This window comes from Pantoea sp. X-Soil-ISGK-259 (genome assembly GCF_059730705.1).
This window is the reverse complement of record NZ_AP035986.1, coordinates 3,576,755-3,593,254: the sequence shown is the minus strand read 5'-3', so window position 1 is coordinate 3,593,254 and position 16,500 is coordinate 3,576,755. Positions and strand designations below refer to the sequence as shown.

13 protein-coding genes are annotated in these 16,500 nt (G+C 54.4%); 9 read left to right on the top strand and 4 right to left on the bottom strand.

The window, feature by feature from the left end:
• Window positions 1–14: 14 nt before the first annotated feature.
• From aroQ to msrP, 3 genes are all read right to left on the bottom strand, one after another.
• The gene (gene aroQ / locus AC6I77_RS17040) at window positions 15–467 is read right to left on the bottom strand and encodes a type II 3-dehydroquinate dehydratase (RefSeq protein ID WP_008925813.1); all 453 of its coding nucleotides are present in this window, start codon (window positions 465–467) and stop codon (window positions 15–17) included.
• Window positions 468–699: 232 nt separating this feature from the next.
• Window positions 700–1,305, bottom strand: a complete 606-nt coding sequence (gene msrQ, locus AC6I77_RS17035) for a protein-methionine-sulfoxide reductase heme-binding subunit MsrQ (protein WP_003855248.1) — start codon at window positions 1,303–1,305, stop codon at window positions 700–702.
• Window positions 1,306–2,310, bottom strand: a complete 1,005-nt coding sequence (msrP, locus tag AC6I77_RS17030; protein WP_003855250.1) for a protein-methionine-sulfoxide reductase catalytic subunit MsrP — start codon at window positions 2,308–2,310, stop codon at window positions 1,306–1,308. It lies immediately after the preceding gene.
• 284 nt (window positions 2,311–2,594) lie between these two features.
• Between msrP and csrD the strand changes: the two genes are divergently transcribed.
• From csrD to tldD, 8 genes are all read left to right on the top strand, one after another.
• Window positions 2,595–4,544: an RNase E specificity factor CsrD gene (csrD, locus tag AC6I77_RS17025; RefSeq protein ID WP_003855254.1), complete on the top strand. Its 1,950-nt coding sequence runs from the start codon at window positions 2,595–2,597 to the stop codon at window positions 4,542–4,544.
• Window positions 4,545–4,855: 311 nt separating this feature from the next.
• Window positions 4,856–5,899, top strand: coding sequence for a rod shape-determining protein MreB (gene mreB, locus AC6I77_RS17020; RefSeq protein ID WP_003855260.1), 1,044 nt, complete (start codon window positions 4,856–4,858; stop codon window positions 5,897–5,899).
• 148 nt (window positions 5,900–6,047) lie between these two features.
• Window positions 6,048–7,067: a rod shape-determining protein MreC gene (gene mreC / locus AC6I77_RS17015; protein ID WP_003855263.1), complete on the top strand. Its 1,020-nt coding sequence runs from the start codon at window positions 6,048–6,050 to the stop codon at window positions 7,065–7,067.
• Window positions 7,064–7,552, top strand: a complete 489-nt coding sequence (gene mreD / locus AC6I77_RS17010) for a rod shape-determining protein MreD (protein ID WP_003855265.1) — start codon at window positions 7,064–7,066, stop codon at window positions 7,550–7,552. The genes mreC and mreD overlap by 4 nt, the downstream gene beginning before the upstream one ends.
• Before the next feature lie 8 nt (window positions 7,553–7,560).
• Window positions 7,561–8,154 (top strand): Maf family protein, encoded by a 594-nt coding sequence (locus AC6I77_RS17005; RefSeq protein WP_003855266.1) that lies wholly within the window; start codon window positions 7,561–7,563, stop codon window positions 8,152–8,154.
• Window positions 8,144–9,613 carry a ribonuclease G gene (gene rng / locus AC6I77_RS17000; RefSeq protein ID WP_008925811.1) on the top strand — a complete coding sequence of 490 codons (1,470 nt, stop codon included), beginning with the start codon at window positions 8,144–8,146 and terminating at the stop codon, window positions 9,611–9,613. The genes AC6I77_RS17005 and rng overlap by 11 nt, the downstream gene beginning before the upstream one ends.
• A 150-nt stretch (window positions 9,614–9,763) precedes the next feature.
• The gene (gene yhdP, locus AC6I77_RS16995; RefSeq protein ID WP_497817167.1) at window positions 9,764–13,603 is read left to right on the top strand and encodes an AsmA2 domain-containing protein YhdP; all 3,840 of its coding nucleotides are present in this window, start codon (window positions 9,764–9,766) and stop codon (window positions 13,601–13,603) included.
• 64 nt (window positions 13,604–13,667) lie between these two features.
• Window positions 13,668–15,113, top strand: a complete 1,446-nt coding sequence (tldD, locus tag AC6I77_RS16990) for a metalloprotease TldD (RefSeq protein WP_497817166.1) — start codon at window positions 13,668–13,670, stop codon at window positions 15,111–15,113.
• A gap of 33 nt (window positions 15,114–15,146) precedes the next feature.
• On the opposite strand, the gene aaeR is transcribed toward tldD, so the two are convergent.
• Window positions 15,147–16,064 carry an HTH-type transcriptional activator AaeR gene (gene aaeR / locus AC6I77_RS16985; protein WP_003855274.1) on the bottom strand — a complete coding sequence of 306 codons (918 nt, stop codon included), beginning with the start codon at window positions 16,062–16,064 and terminating at the stop codon, window positions 15,147–15,149.
• A gap of 232 nt (window positions 16,065–16,296) precedes the next feature.
• Here aaeR and aaeX point away from each other — a divergent pair, with 232 nt between their 5' ends.
• A complete protein-coding gene (gene aaeX / locus AC6I77_RS16980) occupies window positions 16,297–16,500 on the top strand; it encodes a p-hydroxybenzoic acid efflux pump operon protein AaeX (RefSeq protein ID WP_003855277.1) in 204 nt (67 codons plus the stop codon).

The following is a 16,500-nucleotide window of genomic DNA, read 5'->3' as shown; positions in this document are numbered from 1 at the left end:
CGTACTCAGTTTGATTAATGAGATTGAGACAGGCGTTTTACTGCCGTTTGTAAAGCCCATGTGTAGCCGTCAGCGCCAAGCCCACAGATCACGCCAGCAGAAACATCAGAAAGATAGGAGTGATGGCGGAAGGGCTCGCGGGCATGCACATTAGAGAGATGAACCTCGATAAACGGTATTTCTACCGCCAGCAGGGCATCACGTAATGCGACACTGGTATGGGTAAACGCGGCAGGATTAATGATGATGTAATCCACATTGCCTTTGGCCTCATGAATGCGATCAATCAGCTGAAATTCAGCATTGGTCTGCAGGTGGCTCAACTCCACATTCAGCTGGTCTGCCTGACGCGTCAAATCGTCCACGATCTGACTAAGCGTGGTATGACCATACTTCTCAGGCTCACGTGTTCCCAACAGATTAAGGTTGGGCCCGTTCAAAAGCAGAATATGTAATTTATGCGCCATCGTGCTGCCATCTCCCGCAATCATTGAGGCATCGCGTAAAATACCTTGCGAATCTTCATTTGTCACCTTTCGGGGCTAAAAAGAAGACCCGACGAGCAATAAAGCCGGGCATTATATCCGTTTCGTGTCATTTCGCAGCAAAATACTGGTCTTATCTGCGAAGATGATCGGATGTAGCCTGAGGGCCACATCTTTTATCAGAAAACGGCAGAGGAAAACAACGGGTGAAGCGCTAGCGGGACCACCATTTGAGAAATTTTTTGTAACGCCACGCTAACAGTATCGCAGCAAGAAGGGCATAGATAAGTGGCTGGGGTGACAGGATTTTCACCGACCAGATATAGTGAATCGGCACAAGGATCGCGACAAGATAGACCGCGTTGTGCAGGGTTTGCCAGCGCTTACCGAGTCTGCGCTGAGCGCGCTGGAAAGAGGTTACCGCCAGGGCCAGTAATATCAGCCAGCTGATAATACCCAGCGTCAGGTAGGGACGGGAGATCAGTTCGCTGCCCAGCAGACGCAGATTGTCCACGCCCAGCTCCAGCAGGTAATAGCTCAGCAGATGAAGGGACGCCCAGACAAAGGTCCATACGCCGAGCAGACGACGCGTGCGGATAAGAAGCGGCTGCCTGCCGTAACGTGCCAGCGGTGAAACCAGTAGCGTCCCCAGCAGCAGTTTCAGCGCCATGCGGCCGGTAAAATGCTGAATATCTTTTGCCGGATCCGCACTCAGTCCACCCTGCATTGCGGCCAGAATCAGATAAACCAGCGGCAACAGGGCCGCCAGATGCAGGATCACCTTGAGCCATGTGATCTGTTTTAGCGACAGGCGGACCACCTAGTAATTCTCCCGTAAATCCATGCCTCGGTAGAGTGACGCTACCTGTTCGGCATAACCGTTAAACAACAGCGTTGGCTGGCGTTCGACCTTCAGACTGCCGCCAGGGCCAATGAATCGCTCTGTCGCCTGCGACCAGCGAGGGTGATTAACATGGGGATTCACATTGGCATAAAAGCCATACTCGTCGGCAGCAATCTGATTCCAGGTCGTTGGCGGCTGTTTGTCGGTCAGCGTGATTTTCACAATCGACTTGATGCCTTTAAAACCATATTTCCACGGTACCGTCAGACGAATCGGTGCGCCATTTTGCGGCGGCAACGCTTTGCCATAGACACCGGTGGTCAGTATCGTCAGCGGGTGCATCGCTTCATCAATGCGTAAACCTTCTACATAGGGATAGTTGAGTCCGCCGCCAATAAAGCGATCTTTCTGGCCGGGCATCTGCTCCGGGTCGTACAACGTCTGGAAGGCGACAAAGCGCGCTTTGCTGGTGGGTTCCGCCAGCGAAAGAAGCTTATTCAGCTCGAAGCCTATCCAGGGCACGACCATCGACCAGGCCTCTACGCAGCGCATGCGATAGATTCGCTGTTCCATAGCAAACCGCTTAAAGATGTCATCCATGTCCAGCGTCACAGGCTTAGCCACTTCGCCATCAATGGTCAGCTTCCAGGGGGCAGTTTTTAGCGTACCTGCATTGGCAGCCGGATCGGCCTTATCCAGCCCGAACTCATAGAAGTTGTTGTAGCCAGAGACTTTATCCTCAGGTGTTAAGGTCAGATCGGCCTGATATTTCGCCGGTTTAGTAAAGTCCAGCGCCCGGCCAGCGGGCGCGGGTGGACGGTCATTACCTTTAAACCAACTGAGAATATCGGCATTCGCCACGCCCGGCATACCCATTGCCGCCGCGCTCAGTCCCAGCGTTTTCAGCACCTGGCGGCGCTTCAGGTTAAAAATGCTTTCCGGCGTTACGTCGGCTTCGGTCAGGTGGGATATGCGTTTCATTTGGCTTCTCCAGACAGGATGTCATCATCCAGCATGATGACTATCGCTGATATCAGCCAGTTTCGCTGTGAAAATGTGAAATTTCCTGGCTGAGCACGGCGATGAGAATGCACTGAAAGTTGCCGGGATTAACACCTGCGATGATATCCCGGGGATATACTTCGGCTTCATGCGTCCAGGCGCTGTCGGCAGGGGCAAATTATGCTATTTTGCTCGCGTTTTCGTCAGGCTAAGGGTACAAGGTCGGATGATCCGGTTATCACCGCAGTAATACAGGCACAGGGATGCGATTAACCACAAAATTATCTGCGTTTATTACCTTTTTAAGCTTGCTGGCAATGTCGTTGATGCTGGCTGGCTGCGCATTAAGTGTTTTCTGGTTCAGCCATCAGCGGGTTGAGCATCGGGCGCAGGTGCTGGCGACGGAGGTCGATCAGGCGATGTTCACTGAGTCGCCTGCAGCGTTGCACGGCTGGCTTACGCGTATGATGCCGATAATGAATGCTGAGCAGATTTCTCTTCACGACGGCAAACAGACTTTTCTCACTCTCTCCCGACACGAAAATCAGATGCTGGAAGACGAGCCCAATCGTTTTTTTCAGGTCGATGTGCCTTTAATGCATCAAACCGGATTACAGCTGCGGGTCGTTACCCTTGATCCTGCTAAAACCTGGCTACGTTCTATCACCGGAACTTACACGCTGGGCATTCTGTTTACCGTTGTGCTGGTGATGAGTCTGTTGTTGCTGATGATGCATCGCTGGCTCAGTCGGCAGTGGCGCGGCATGGAAAATTTTGAAGCACGGGCAGAGGCGATTATTAACGGTGAGCGTGGAATCATGCCAGACCGTGGTGCGGATGAGTGGCCTCCCAGGGCGAGCCGTGCCATGGATCTCTTGCTGGCGGATCTGCAGGAAGCGGGCGAACAGCGCCTGCGTATCGACACGCTAATCCGTACCTTTGCCGCACAGGACGGGCGTACCGGTCTTAATAACCGACTTTTCTTTGACAACCAGCTCGCGACTTTGCTGGAGGATCAGGAAAATGTCGGCACTCACGGTGTTGTGATGATGGTGCGTCTGCCCGATCTGGACACACTGAAAGACAGGCTGGAGCAGGGACTGGTTGAGGAGTACCTGTTTAATTTCGTCAACATGCTCTCTACTTTTGTGCTGCGCTACCCTGGCGCTTTACTGGCACGCTATTTCCGCAGTGATTTTGCCGTATTACTGCCGCATCGCAGCCTCAAAGAGGCTAACAGTATTGCTGATCAACTTATTAATGCTGTCGATTCTCTGCCGCCGATGCGCATGGTGAATCGTGATGATCTGATCCACATCGGTATCAGTGCCTGGCACAGCGGGCAGACCGTGCCGCAGGTCATTGAAAATGCTGAAATGGCCACCCGACGAGCGGCACTGCTGGGCGGTAACAACTGGACTAACGGTGCTGGAAATCCTCAGGATGCCGGACGCGGAAGTGTGCGCTGGCGAACCTTGCTGGAGAACACACTCAGCCGGGGTGGTCCAAGGCTTTACCACAAACCCACCGTTAATATTGAAGGTAAAGTTCAGCATCGGGTGATGCTGACCCGCATCTTCGATGGCGATAAAGAGGTGCTGGCCGCAGAATATATGCCGCTGGTTCAGCAACTGGGGATGGCTGATGCCTGGGATCGCCAACTGATGACCCGCATTGCCGCACTCTCAGAACTCTGGCCGGAAGAGACGCTGGTCATCCCGGTGACAATAACCTCGCTCCTGCAGCGTCCATTTGTCGTCTGGCTACAGAATATGCTGTTGCAGTGTCCGAAAGCACAAAGAAAACGATTTTTATTTGAACTTGCCGAGGCAGATGTATGTCAACACATCAACCGTTTAGCGCCAGTATTCCGCGCACTTAAAGCCTTTGGCTGCCGGGTTGCCGTCAATCAGGCGGGTCTGACTGTGGTCAGCAGCGCCTATATACGACAGCTGCCGCTGGAACTGATCAAGCTTGATGCGGGTCTGGTCCGTAATATTGAGCGGCGAACAGAAAACCAGCTGTTTGTGCAGAGCCTGCTTGAAGTCTGTAAATGTACTGGCATTCAGGTGTTTGCAACGGGTGTTCGTACAAAGGCGGAGTGGCAGACATTAGTGGCGCTGGGTGTCGCAGGCGGACAGGGAGACTTTTTTGCCTCTTCGCTTCCGGTAAACAGTAACGTGAAGAAATATTCTCAACGTTACCGTATTTAATGAATTGCCGTCGTAACAGCGACAATTTGCGGTGTTTTTTAATGTTTAGCCGCATCTGAATCCCTGACCTTGCTGCCGGAAATGTTAGATTTTATGTCGGGCATGGCGCAGGGAAAACGCGGGAAAAGCAGTGCTGATGGCGTCTGGTCGGCATTCTGCTGTTGCAGATCGTCGGTTCAGATGACTTAAACGCAATCAGGCGTCTTTTTTCACCGAAGCAGAACGTTTTTGCGCCTTGTGGCAGCTTCGTGTGGTTGGTAAAGTAAGCGGATTTTATTTTCCGCCCCCAGCTTGCAGGATTATCCCTTAGTATGTTTAAAAAATTTCGTGGCATGTTTTCCAACGACTTGTCCATTGACCTGGGTACCGCGAATACCCTGATTTACGTAAAAGGACAGGGCATCGTGCTGAACGAGCCTTCCGTGGTCGCTATTCGACAGGACCGTGCCGGTTCGCCGAAAAGTGTCGCGGCCGTGGGTCATGACGCCAAACAGATGCTCGGCCGTACGCCAGGCAATATCGCAGCTATCCGTCCGATGAAAGATGGCGTTATCGCTGACTTCTTCGTGACCGAAAAAATGCTGCAACACTTCATCAAGCAGGTTCACAGCAACAGCTTTATGCGTCCCAGCCCACGTGTGCTGGTCTGCGTGCCCGTTGGCGCAACCCAGGTAGAACGCCGTGCGATTCGTGAATCGGCTCAGGGCGCAGGCGCGCGTGAAGTCTTTCTGATTGAAGAACCGATGGCTGCGGCGATTGGTGCAGGTCTGCCCGTTTCTGAAGCAACCGGTTCAATGGTCGTCGACATTGGTGGTGGTACAACAGAAGTGGCCGTGATCTCCCTGAACGGTGTGGTCTACTCCTCATCAGTCCGTATTGGTGGTGATCGCTTCGATGAAGCTATTATTAATTATGTGCGTCGTAACTACGGTTCACTGATTGGCGAAGCGACCGCAGAACGCATCAAGCATGAGATCGGTTCAGCGTACCCGGGCGATGAAGTCCGCGAAATTGAAGTCCGTGGTCGTAACCTGGCAGAAGGTGTACCGCGCGGCTTTACGCTGAACTCCAACGAAATTCTGGAAGCGCTGCAGGAGCCATTAACCGGCATCGTTAGCGCGGTGATGGTTGCCCTTGAGCAGTGTCCGCCTGAGCTGGCTTCAGATATCTCGGAACGTGGCATGGTGCTGACCGGTGGTGGTGCATTACTGCGTAACCTGGATCGCCTGCTGATGGAAGAGACGGGCATTCCGGTTGTGGTTGCTGAAGATCCGCTGACCTGTGTGGCTCGCGGTGGCGGCAAGGCGCTGGAAATGATCGACATGCATGGCGGCGATTTGTTCAGCGAAGAATAATTGCCTCAACCGGCTGAGAACGCAATGATCATGCGAGGGAGTGGCATGTGAACCGGCGATATCTGTGCCGGTACAGTGCGTTCAGCCCAGGGAAGCACGGTTTTTTGCCGTCGCTTCCTCTCCTGTTGTCGAGGATCACGCAGATTATATGAAGCCGATTTTTAGCAGGGGGCCTTCCCTGCAGTTGCGTCTTTTTCTGGCGGTAATTGTGGCGATTGCCATTATTATTGCCGACAGCCGTGTGGGTTCTTTTACCCAAATACGCAACTATCTGGATACGTCGGTCAGTCCGTTTTACTTCCTGGCCAATGGACCACGTCAGCTGTTGGATGGCGTGTCCGAGTCGCTGGCATCGCGTCAGCAACTGGAGCAGGAAAACAAAGCGTTACGTCGTGAACTCTTCCTGAAAAACAGTAACCTGCTAATGCTGGGGCAATATAAGCAGGAAAACGCACGTCTGCGTGAACTGCTGGGTTCACCGCTGCGTCAGGATGAGCAAAAGATGGTGACGCAGGTGATCTCCACCGGCACCGATCCTTACACCGACCAGGTTGTGATCGACAAAGGCAGCGTTAACGGTGTCTATGAAGGTCAGCCGGTCATCAGCGACAAAGGTGTGGTGGGTCAGGTCATCGCGGTCGGACAACTCACCAGCCGTGTTCTGCTGATCTGTGATGCATCTCATGCCCTGCCGATTCAGGTGCTGCGTAATGACATTCGTGTGATTGCCGCCGGCAACGGCTGTAATGAAGATCTTCAGCTTGAGCATCTGCCGGGTAATACTGACATTCGTGTCGGCGATGTGCTGGTGACGTCTGGCATTGGTGGTCGTTTCCCTGAAGGTTATCCGGTGGGTGTGGTTTCCTCTGTGAAAGTGGACACCCAGCGCGCTTACACGGTGATTCAGGCCCATCCGACCGCCGGTCTGCAGCGTCTGCGTTACCTGCTGTTGCTGTGGGGCGCTGACCGCAATGGCGATATGCCACTGCCGCAGGATGAAGTGCACCGCGTTGCGAACGAGCGTCTGATGCAGATGATGCCGCAGGTTTTACCGCCTGCCGGTGAAATGGGCCCGCCAGCGCCAGCCGCTCAGATGGGACCGCCTGCTCCGTCTGCCAGCAGCAGCGGACAGAGCAACTCCTCGCGTTCACGCGGGGGCCAGCCTTGAGTCGATATCGTAGCCAGGGACGCTGGGTCATCTGGCTCTCTTTCCTGGTTGCGTTAGTCCTGCAAATCATGCCGTGGCCGGAAGAGATTTATATGTTCCGGCCCTCATGGCTGCTACTGATCCTCATCTATTGGGTTCTCGCACTGCCACATCGGGTCAATGTCGGTACTGGATTTGTGCTGGGTGCCATCATGGATCTGGTTGCCGGATCGACGCTTGGCGTGCGTGCGCTGGCGCTCAGTATCATCGCCTACCTGATTGCCTTTAAGTTCCAGTTATTCCGCAACTTAGCGTTGTGGCAGCAAGCGTTAATGGTTATGGTGCTGTCACTGGCGATGGATGTGATTGTCTTCTGGGCAGAGTTCCTGGTAATCAACGTTTCATTCCGACCTGAAATTTTCTGGAGCAGTGTCGTCGACGGTATTCTCTGGCCCTGGCTATTCTTATTAATGAGAAAAATTCGTCGTCAGTTCGCTGTTCAATAAGGAAATTTATGGTAACCCTTTATCTTGCTTCCGGTTCACCGCGTCGTCGTGAGCTGTTAACTCAACTTGGCCTGACATTTGAGCGCATCGTGACTGACGTTGAAGAGCAACGTCAGCCAAATGAAGCGGCGGAAATTTATGTCCGCCGTCTGGCAAACGACAAAGCGCAGGCAGGTGTCAGACTGGCCGCGCAGGATCTGCCGGTGCTGGGCGCGGATACCATCGTGGTGCTGAATGGCGACGTGCTGGAAAAACCACGCGATGCCGCCCATGCCCACGCGATGCTGCGCAAACTCTCGGGCCATACACATCAGGTGATGACGGCGGTAGCGCTGGCCGACAGCCAGCAGGCGCTGGATTGCGTTGTGACCACTGATGTGACATTCCGCACCTTAACGGAGACCGACATCGACGACTATATCGCTACCGGCGAACCGATGGATAAAGCGGGTGCATACGGTATTCAGGGCAGGGGAGGAAACTTTGTCCGAAAAATTAATGGAAGCTACCATGCAGTGGTCGGATTACCTCTGGTTGAGACAGCGGAGCTGATCAGCCATTTCCAGTCACTGCGTGCTGTAAGAGGTCAACATGACGGCTGAATTACTGGTTAACGTCACGCCTTCTGAAACGCGTGTTGCCTATATTGACGGCGGCATCCTTCAGGAAATACATATTGAGCGTGAAGCGCGGCGCGGCATTGTTGGCAATATTTACAAAGGACGTGTCAGTCGTGTTCTGCCCGGCATGCAGGCCGCCTTTGTCGATATCGGTCTGGAAAAAGCGGCCTTTCTGCACGCCTCTGACATCATGCCGCATACTGAATGTGTGGCGGGCGACGAAAAGAAAAACTTCATCGTGCGTGATATCGCTGAGCTGGTGCGTCAGGGACAGGATCTGGTGGTTCAGGTCGTCAAGGATCCACTGGGTACTAAAGGTGCCCGGCTGACGACGGACATTACCCTGCCTTCGCGTTACCTGGTCTTTATGCCGGGCGCATCGCATGTTGGTGTCTCTCAGCGCATTGAGAGTGAGAAAGAGCGCGATCGGCTTAAAGCGGTGGTGGCTGACTACTGCGACGACCTCGGTGGCTTTATCATCCGCACCGCCGCAGAGGGAATTGGAGAAGAGGAGCTGGCGCAGGACGCGGCTTTTCTCAAACGTCTCTGGACCAAAGTCAGCGAACGTAAAAAGCGCAACCAGACCCGCTGCCTGCTTTACGGCGAGCTGGCGCTGGCCCAGCGTATTCTGCGTGATTTTGCCGGCGCTGCGCTGGATCGCATCCGGGTCGACTCCCGTCTGACCTGCGACATGCTGGTGGAATTTACCGGTGAATATATCCCGGAAATGGCCGGCAAGCTGGAGCTTTACAACGGTAAACAGCCTATTTTCGACCTGTTTGATGTCGAAAATGAGATTCAGCGTTCGCTGGATCGCAAAGTCGAACTAAAGTCAGGCGGATATCTGATCATCGATCAGACCGAAGCGATGACGACTATCGATATCAACACCGGTGCGTTTGTCGGCCATCGCAATCTGGATGAGACGATCTTTAATACCAATGTTGAGGCCACTCAGGCGATCGCGCGTCAGCTGCGACTGCGTAATCTGGGAGGCATTATCATTATCGACTTCATTGACATGAGCAATGAAGACCACCGGCGCCGGGTACTGCATTCGCTGGAAAGCGCACTCAGTAAAGATCGGGTTAAAACCGGTATCAATGGGTTCTCGACGTTGGGTCTGGTGGAAATGACGCGTAAGCGTACCCGTGAAAGCATTGAGCACGTTCTATGTCAGGATTGCCCGGTCTGCAAAGGGCGCGGCACGCTGAAAACCGTTGAAACGGTTTGCTATGAGATCATGCGTGAAATTGTCCGGGTTCACCACGCCTATGATTCTGACCGTTTCCTGGTCTATGTTTCACCGACGGTCGGTGAAGCGTTAAAAACCGACGAGTCTCATGCACTGGCTGAAGTTGAAATCTTTGTCGGCAAGCAGGTCAAAGTCCATGTCGAAGCGCTCTACACTCAGGAGCAGTTCGACGTGGTGATGATGTAACACCAGTCCGAATACCGGTTTCTTCGGAAATCGGGCTGAAAAATCGCCCTTGTTTGAGATAAAATGCGCGCTTTTAACGCTTTCATCTGAAGACGGTCGGGTATTAAGAACCAACTATCCGTCGTTTACGGAACACAAGGAGAGGCGTGCGTGAGGCAGTTGCCGAGGATTTTGTTACTGCTGGTCGCGGCAATCATCGTGATTGTCGCGCTGCTGGTCAGCGGATTGCGTCTGGTGATGCCGCATCTCGACAGCTATCGCAGCAACCTTCTGCAATTCATCTCTGACCGCACAGGTGTGCCGGTTAACGCCAGCCAGTTAGAGGGCAAGTGGGAGAACTTTGGCCCGACTCTGCAGGTACGCGATCTCAACGTTGATCTTAATGAGAACGGTAAACTCTCGATCAATCGCATCAACCTGGCGCTCGACGTCTGGCAATCCCTGCTGCACTGGCGCTGGCAGTTTCGCGATCTGACCTTCTGGCAGCTGCACCTCGAGACTAATCGTCCTTTACTCGACAACGACAAAGAGAAAAACAGCTTCCGTCCGGCGCAGATTAATGAACTCTTTCTGCGTCAGTTTGACCACTTCGACCTGCGGGATAGCACCATCCGTTTCCGCACCCCTTCCGGCCAGCATGCTGAACTGGCGATTCCGCGACTCTCCTGGGTCAACGAAGACAACCGCCACCGGGCCGAGGGTGAAGTCAGTCTGTCGAGCTTTACCGGCCAGCACGGCGTAGTTCAGGTGCGGCTCGATCTCAATGACAGCAACGGCGTACTCAATGATGGTCGCATCTGGATGCAGGCCGACGACGTCGACATGCGTCCATGGCTGGGCCGCTGGGTGCGCGATAACACCCGCCTGGACAGCGCCCGCTTCAGCCTGGCAGCCTGGGTCAACCTGCGTGATGGCGACATTTATGCCGGTGATCTGCTGCTGCGCAAGGGGGGCGCCAGCTGGCAGGGCGAGACCGGCCGACACCGCATAGACGTCGATGGGCTGACCGCGCATTTGTCACGCTTCCAGAATGGCTGGGTCGTCAATGTGCCGCACACGCGGCTCAGCACTGACGGCCAGTCATGGCCCGCCGGCCACTTCTCTCTGTTATGGCGTCCTGAGGATAAACAGCTGCTGGGGCCGGAAGGTCAGCCGGAAGTACGTGTTCGCGCGACACAACTGGTATTGAGCCATATTGCACCTATCGTTCCGCTGTTTGCGCCGCTCTCTCCGGCGCTGTTTGAAAACTGGCAGACGCTGCAGCCACAAGGCACCGTCGATGGCCTGGCGCTGGATATTCCCTTACAGCAGCCTGAAAAAACCCGCGTCCAGGTAAAGTGGCGTGATTTCAGCTGGCAGCACTGGAAATTGTTGCCGGGCATCAGCCATTTAAGCGGTGAAGCGCGCGGCAGCCTGAGCAATGGTCAGGTCAGTGTAGATATGGGGGCGGCAACCGTTCCCTATGGCGATATGTTCCAGGCCCCTTTAGAGATTAAGCGCGTGACCGGTGCGGTGCGGTGGCTGCGTGATGAACATGGCCTCACGCTGGCGGGTGAAAACCTTGACCTGCAGGCTCGCTCGCTCTGGGCGCGTGGGGATTTCAGCTATCAGCAGAATAGCGGTGGTGAACCCCGTCTGGATATTCTGGCCGGAATCCGGCTTACCGATGCGGGCGATGCCTGGCGCTACTTCCCGGTACCGCTGATGGGCAATAGCCTGACGCACTATCTGAGTGGGGCAGTGAAGGGTGGCAGGGTGGACAATGCCACGCTGCTGTTTGCAGGTAACCCGGCGCTGTTCCCGTTTAAGCACAATGATGGCATGTTCCAGGTCTGGGTGCCGCTTCGCCAGGCGACCTATGCGTTTCAGCCCAAATGGCCGGCGTTGAGCAATCTCGATATTGACCTTAACTTCCTGAATGACGGTCTGTGGATGAAAGCACCCATTGCCCGACTGGGCGAGGTGGACGCGCATAATGTCACGGCGGTGATCCCGGACTATCTTAAAGAAAAACTGATCATCGACGGGGATATCAGCGGCGAAGGTCCGCAGATCGCTGACTATTTCGATCAGACGCCGCTGAAACCTTCATTGGGTGCCGCGCTGTCGGAGCTGGAAATCAAAGGCCGCGTCGGTGGCCATCTGAATCTGGATATTCCACTGGATGGCCAGCAGGTGCACGCCCGCGGCAATGTCGATCTGAACAATAATTCACTGTTTATCAAGCCGTTAAAAACCACGATCAACAACCTTTCAGGCCGCTTCCGTTACGATAATGGCAATCTGGAGAGTGAGGATCTGCGGGCAAACTGGTTTGGTCAGCCGATGGGCGTCCGTTTCAGCACCAAAGAGAACCCGGACGACTTTGGCGTGAACGTCAAACTTCAGGGCGACTGGCAACCCGCTAAAATCAGCGAGGTCCCGGCAGCTGTCAGTAAGCAACTGGGCGGGCATCTCCCCTGGCAGGGCGACGTGAATATCACGCTGCCCCATCATGGCGGGGCGCGTTATGACGTGGTACTGAACGGTAATGCCAAAGAAGTAAGTAGTCACTTACCTGCACCGCTCGATAAAAATGCCGGTGAGGCAATGCCGATTGCCATTCAGGCCAGCGGTGACCTGAACCATTTCGATCTCAGTGGCAGCATTGATGAAGACCACCGTTTTAACAGCCGCTGGTTGCTGGAGCCGACGTTGCGTGTTGACCGCGGCATCTGGCTGAATGATGCCCGGAAAACGCCGGCTCTGCCCGATCATGCTGGCATGGTGCTGAACCTGCCTGCGCTGGATGGCGAGGCCTGGGTGGCGATGATGGCTGCCGGAGGTTCTTCCGGGACACGTGCATCAGGCGGCGGTAGCGATTTCCAGACGGGTGGCGTCACGCTGCCGGGTAACATCACGCTGCGCAGTCCGGCAGTCACGCTGGCCGGGCAGCAATGGCATGATGTTGAGGCGACGCTGGCGCAGGGTTCAGGCGGCAATAGCCAGGTCAGCGTCAATGCGAAAGAGTTGCGTGGTGCGCTGCTAATGGCACCTAAAGCGCCGTGGCAAGTGAACCTGGATTACCTCTACTACAATCCGCAGTGGGGTAATGATGCAGGTGATGCCGATAAAGGCGGCAAAGCGTCTCCTCAGCAAGCCAAAAACATTAATTTCAGCCAGTGGCCCGCTCTGCAATTACGCTGTAAAGAATGCTGGGTGCTCGGCCAAAAATATGGTCAGATATCTGCGGCGCTGCAACCTGAAGGAGATAAGTTAGCGCTTACTAATGGTAAAGTGGATACCGGCAGTTCGCAGCTTAAAATTAACGGTGAGTGGATCAACCGTCCCGATGACCAGCGCACCTCGCTGAAGGGGACGCTTAAAGGCCCGAATGTCAATAACGCGACCAACTGGTTTGGTGTCAACACGCCGCTGCGCGATGCGCCATTTGATATTTCTTACGATCTGCACTGGCGCTCTGCCCCCTGGCAGCCCTCCGCAGAGACGCTGAGCGGTACCCTGAAGACCCACTTTGGCAAAGGCCAGATTGCGGATGTCAACACAGGCACAGCGGGAAAAATCCTGCGACTGGTGAGCTTTGATGCGCTGCTGCGCAAGCTGCGCTTCGACTTCAGCGACACCTTTACCAACTCGTTCTATTTCGATTCGATTAACGGCACCGCCTGGATCGAAAACGGCAGGATGCGCACCGATAACCTGCTGGTGGATGGGCTGGAAGCCGATATCGCCATGCAGGGCAATCTCGACCTGGTCAAACGTCAGATTGACATGGAAGCGGTGGTGGCGCCGGAAATATCCGCTTCAGTCGGCGTGGCAACCGCCTTTGCCATCAATCCGGTGATTGGTGCCGCGGTGTTTGCCGCCAGTAAAGTTCTGGGACCCCTTTGGAACAAGATATCGCTGCTGCGTTATCACATCAGTGGCCCACTGGATAAGCCGGAAATCAATGAAGTACTGCGTAAACCGCGTGAAACTGACAACAAGTGAATTTGACGCCGTACCGGAATTACCGCAGGCTATGATTATCTGAGCACATAATGAGTGAGAAACGATGACTCTGAACCTGGTAAGTGAGCAGTTACTGACTGCTAACGGCATTAATCAGCAGGACCTATTTTCCCTGTTAGGGCAGCTTTCAGAACGTCGTCTGGATTATGCCGATCTCTATTTTCAATCCAGCTTTCACGAATCCTGGGTGCTGGAAGATAAAATTATTAAAGATGGCTCATACCATATCGATCAGGGTGTGGGCGTTCGCGCGGTCAGCGGGGAGAAAACCGGCTTCGCCTATGCAGACCAGATCACACTGAATGCACTGCGTCTCTCCTCTGAAGCGGCACGTAGCATCGTACGTGAACAGGGAAATGGCAAGGCACACACGCTCTCTGCCGTAATGAACCGTTCGCTCTATTCTGCGGTCGATCCGCTGAGCAGCCTGACACGTGAAGATAAAATTGCCCTGCTGCATCGCGTTGATAAAGTGGCCCGTGCGGCTGACCCGCGCGTGCAGGAAGTCAATGCCAGCCTGACCGGTGTTTACGAACAGGTGCTGGTGGCCGCGACTGACGGCACACTGGCGGCTGACGTTCGTCCGCTGGTTCGCCTCTCTATCAGCGTTCAGGTTGAAGATCAGGGCAAGCGTGAACGCGGCGCAAGCGGCGGCGGTGCGCGTACCGGTTATACGTTCTTCCATGAAGATGAAAATGGCGAAGTGCGCGCTGATGCCTGGGCGCGTGAAGCGGTGCGCATGGCGTTGGTTAATCTCTCTGCTGTAGCGGCACCTGCCGGCGCATTGCCGGTGGTGCTGGGTGCGGGCTGGCCTGGCGTCCTGTTGCATGAAGCAGTTGGTCACGGTCTGGAAGGCGACTTTAACCGCCGTGGCACCTCAGTGTTCAGCGGTAAAATCGGTCAGCAGGTTGCGTCTGAACTCTGTACCGTGGTGGATGACGGCACCCTTGAAGGGCTGCGCGGTTCACTGGCGGTGGATGATGAAGGTGTTCCCGGCCAGTACAACATGCTGATTGAGAATGGTGTGCTGAAAGGCTACATGCAGGACAAGCTCAATGCGCGACTGATGGGCGTCAGCCCGACCGGTAACGGACGCCGTGAATCCTACGCCCATCTGCCTATGCCGCGCATGACCAACACCTATATGCTGGCAGGCAAATCATCACCGCAGGATATTATTGAAAGTGTTGAGTACGGCATCTATGCGCCGAACTTTGGTGGCGGTCAGGTGGATATCACCTCCGGCAAATTTGTCTTCTCAACCTCAGAGGCTTATCTGATTGAGAACGGCAAAATCACCAAACCGGTGAAAGGCGCCACGCTGATTGGCTCCGGCATTGAAGCGATGCAGCAGATCTCGATGGTGGGTAACGACCTGGCGCTGGATAAAGGCGTGGGCGTCTGCGGTAAAGAGGGCCAGAGCCTGCCGGTCGGTGTCGGTCAGCCTACGCTGAAGCTGGATAAACTGACCATCGGCGGCACCGCCTGATGTGACCTCAACAACCCGCCACCTGGCGGGTTGTTAGCTTTTACGGTGCTGCTGATACTGTTCAGCCACCTGTTCAAAATAGCCGGTCAGGTAATCGATACAGACCTGCACCTTAAGCGGCAACTTATCTTTCTCGGTATAGAGTGCGTAGACCGGTCGCGGATCGGACTGATACTGCGGAAAAAGAATATCGATCTCACCCGCGTTGATCTCATTAATCACCCACATCATTGGCACATAGGCGATGCCATTGCCCGACTTCAGCCAGCGGATCAGCGTCAGAGAATCATTCGTCACGAAACGTCCCTGCGGTGACAGGCGGGTCACCAGGCCTTCCGGCGCAATCAGCTCGAAATTGTTGTCGGGCCGTACGCTATATTCCAGCCAGGAAAAATTATCGATGTCAGCTGGTTTCTCGGGCGTGCCATGCTGCGTCAGATAGCTTTTTGCAGCGCACACCACCATTGGCATGGCACCAAGACGACGTGAAAAGAGGCTGGAGTCTTTTAGTGCGCCCACCCGAATCACCAGATCCAGACCATCCGCAATCAAATCCGGCGCCGGTACACCGGTAACCAGATTCACACTCAGTCCCGGGTACTCCCGCAGCATGTCGCTGGTCATGCCGGCTAACACATTCTGCGCCATGGTTGAGGAGCTGCCGATTCGCAGCTCGCCAATGGGCGTGTTATTAAACGCGTAGAGCTGCTCGTGCACCTGCGTCGCTTCGGCCAGCATACGGCGACAACCCTGATAATAGATTTTACCCGCTTCGGTCAGCCCGATACTGCGGGTGCTGCGATTCAGCAGCTTAACCTGCAATGCATCTTCCAGTTTCGCGACAATCTGGCTAATTGATGAGACGCTAAGATGAAGCTGGCGTGCCGCGGCGGTAAACGAACCCAGTTCGACCACTCTGGCGAAGACAGACATGCCTTTCAGTCGTTCCATTATTTACTCTGGCTTAAAAGTGATTTAGATCACATTCTGTAGAAAACGTATAGTCAGGCGCGTTACTATATGCGCGCCGGGATATTTCCCGGTGATTCTTCATTGCCTGATACCCTTCGATGATACGCTATTATTAAGCCAGCTGCGGTTCGGATAGCGCTGCCAGATGGTTTTCCCGCGAAATCTGAAAAGGCAAAGGAGTATCCCGGCAAGGTCGAACTAAGGATTTTTGATGAGTGTGCTTCCGGTATTTGTCATGTTTGGGCTCTCTTTTCCGCCCGTTTTCATCGAACTTATTATTTCACTGATGCTGTTCTGGTTAGTGAAACGTGTGCTCACGCCGAGCGGTATCTACGATCTTGTCTGGCATCCGGCACTTTTTAATACAGCGCTTTACTGCTGTGTGTTTTACCTTGTCTCCCGTTTATTAGTCTGA

What these genes read in the sequence shown, in the direction of transcription:
- aroQ (WP_008925813.1), bottom strand. Translation starts at nt 467, where the DNA reads ATGGCGCATAAATTACATATTCTGCTTTTGAACGGGCCCAACCTTAAT.
- msrP (WP_003855250.1), bottom strand. Translation starts at nt 2,310, where the DNA reads ATGAAACGCATATCCCACCTGACCGAAGCCGACGTAACGCCGGAAAGC.
- csrD (WP_003855254.1), top strand. Translation starts at nt 2,595, where the DNA reads ATGCGATTAACCACAAAATTATCTGCGTTTATTACCTTTTTAAGCTTG.
- mreB (WP_003855260.1), top strand. Translation starts at nt 4,856, where the DNA reads ATGTTTAAAAAATTTCGTGGCATGTTTTCCAACGACTTGTCCATTGAC.
- mreC (WP_003855263.1), top strand. Translation starts at nt 6,048, where the DNA reads ATGAAGCCGATTTTTAGCAGGGGGCCTTCCCTGCAGTTGCGTCTTTTT.
- AC6I77_RS17005 (WP_003855266.1), top strand. Translation starts at nt 7,561, where the DNA reads ATGGTAACCCTTTATCTTGCTTCCGGTTCACCGCGTCGTCGTGAGCTG.
- rng (WP_008925811.1), top strand. Translation starts at nt 8,144, where the DNA reads ATGACGGCTGAATTACTGGTTAACGTCACGCCTTCTGAAACGCGTGTT.
- tldD (WP_497817166.1), top strand. Translation starts at nt 13,668, where the DNA reads ATGACTCTGAACCTGGTAAGTGAGCAGTTACTGACTGCTAACGGCATT.
- aaeR (WP_003855274.1), bottom strand. Translation starts at nt 16,064, where the DNA reads ATGGAACGACTGAAAGGCATGTCTGTCTTCGCCAGAGTGGTCGAACTG.
- aaeX (WP_003855277.1), top strand. Translation starts at nt 16,297, where the DNA reads ATGAGTGTGCTTCCGGTATTTGTCATGTTTGGGCTCTCTTTTCCGCCC.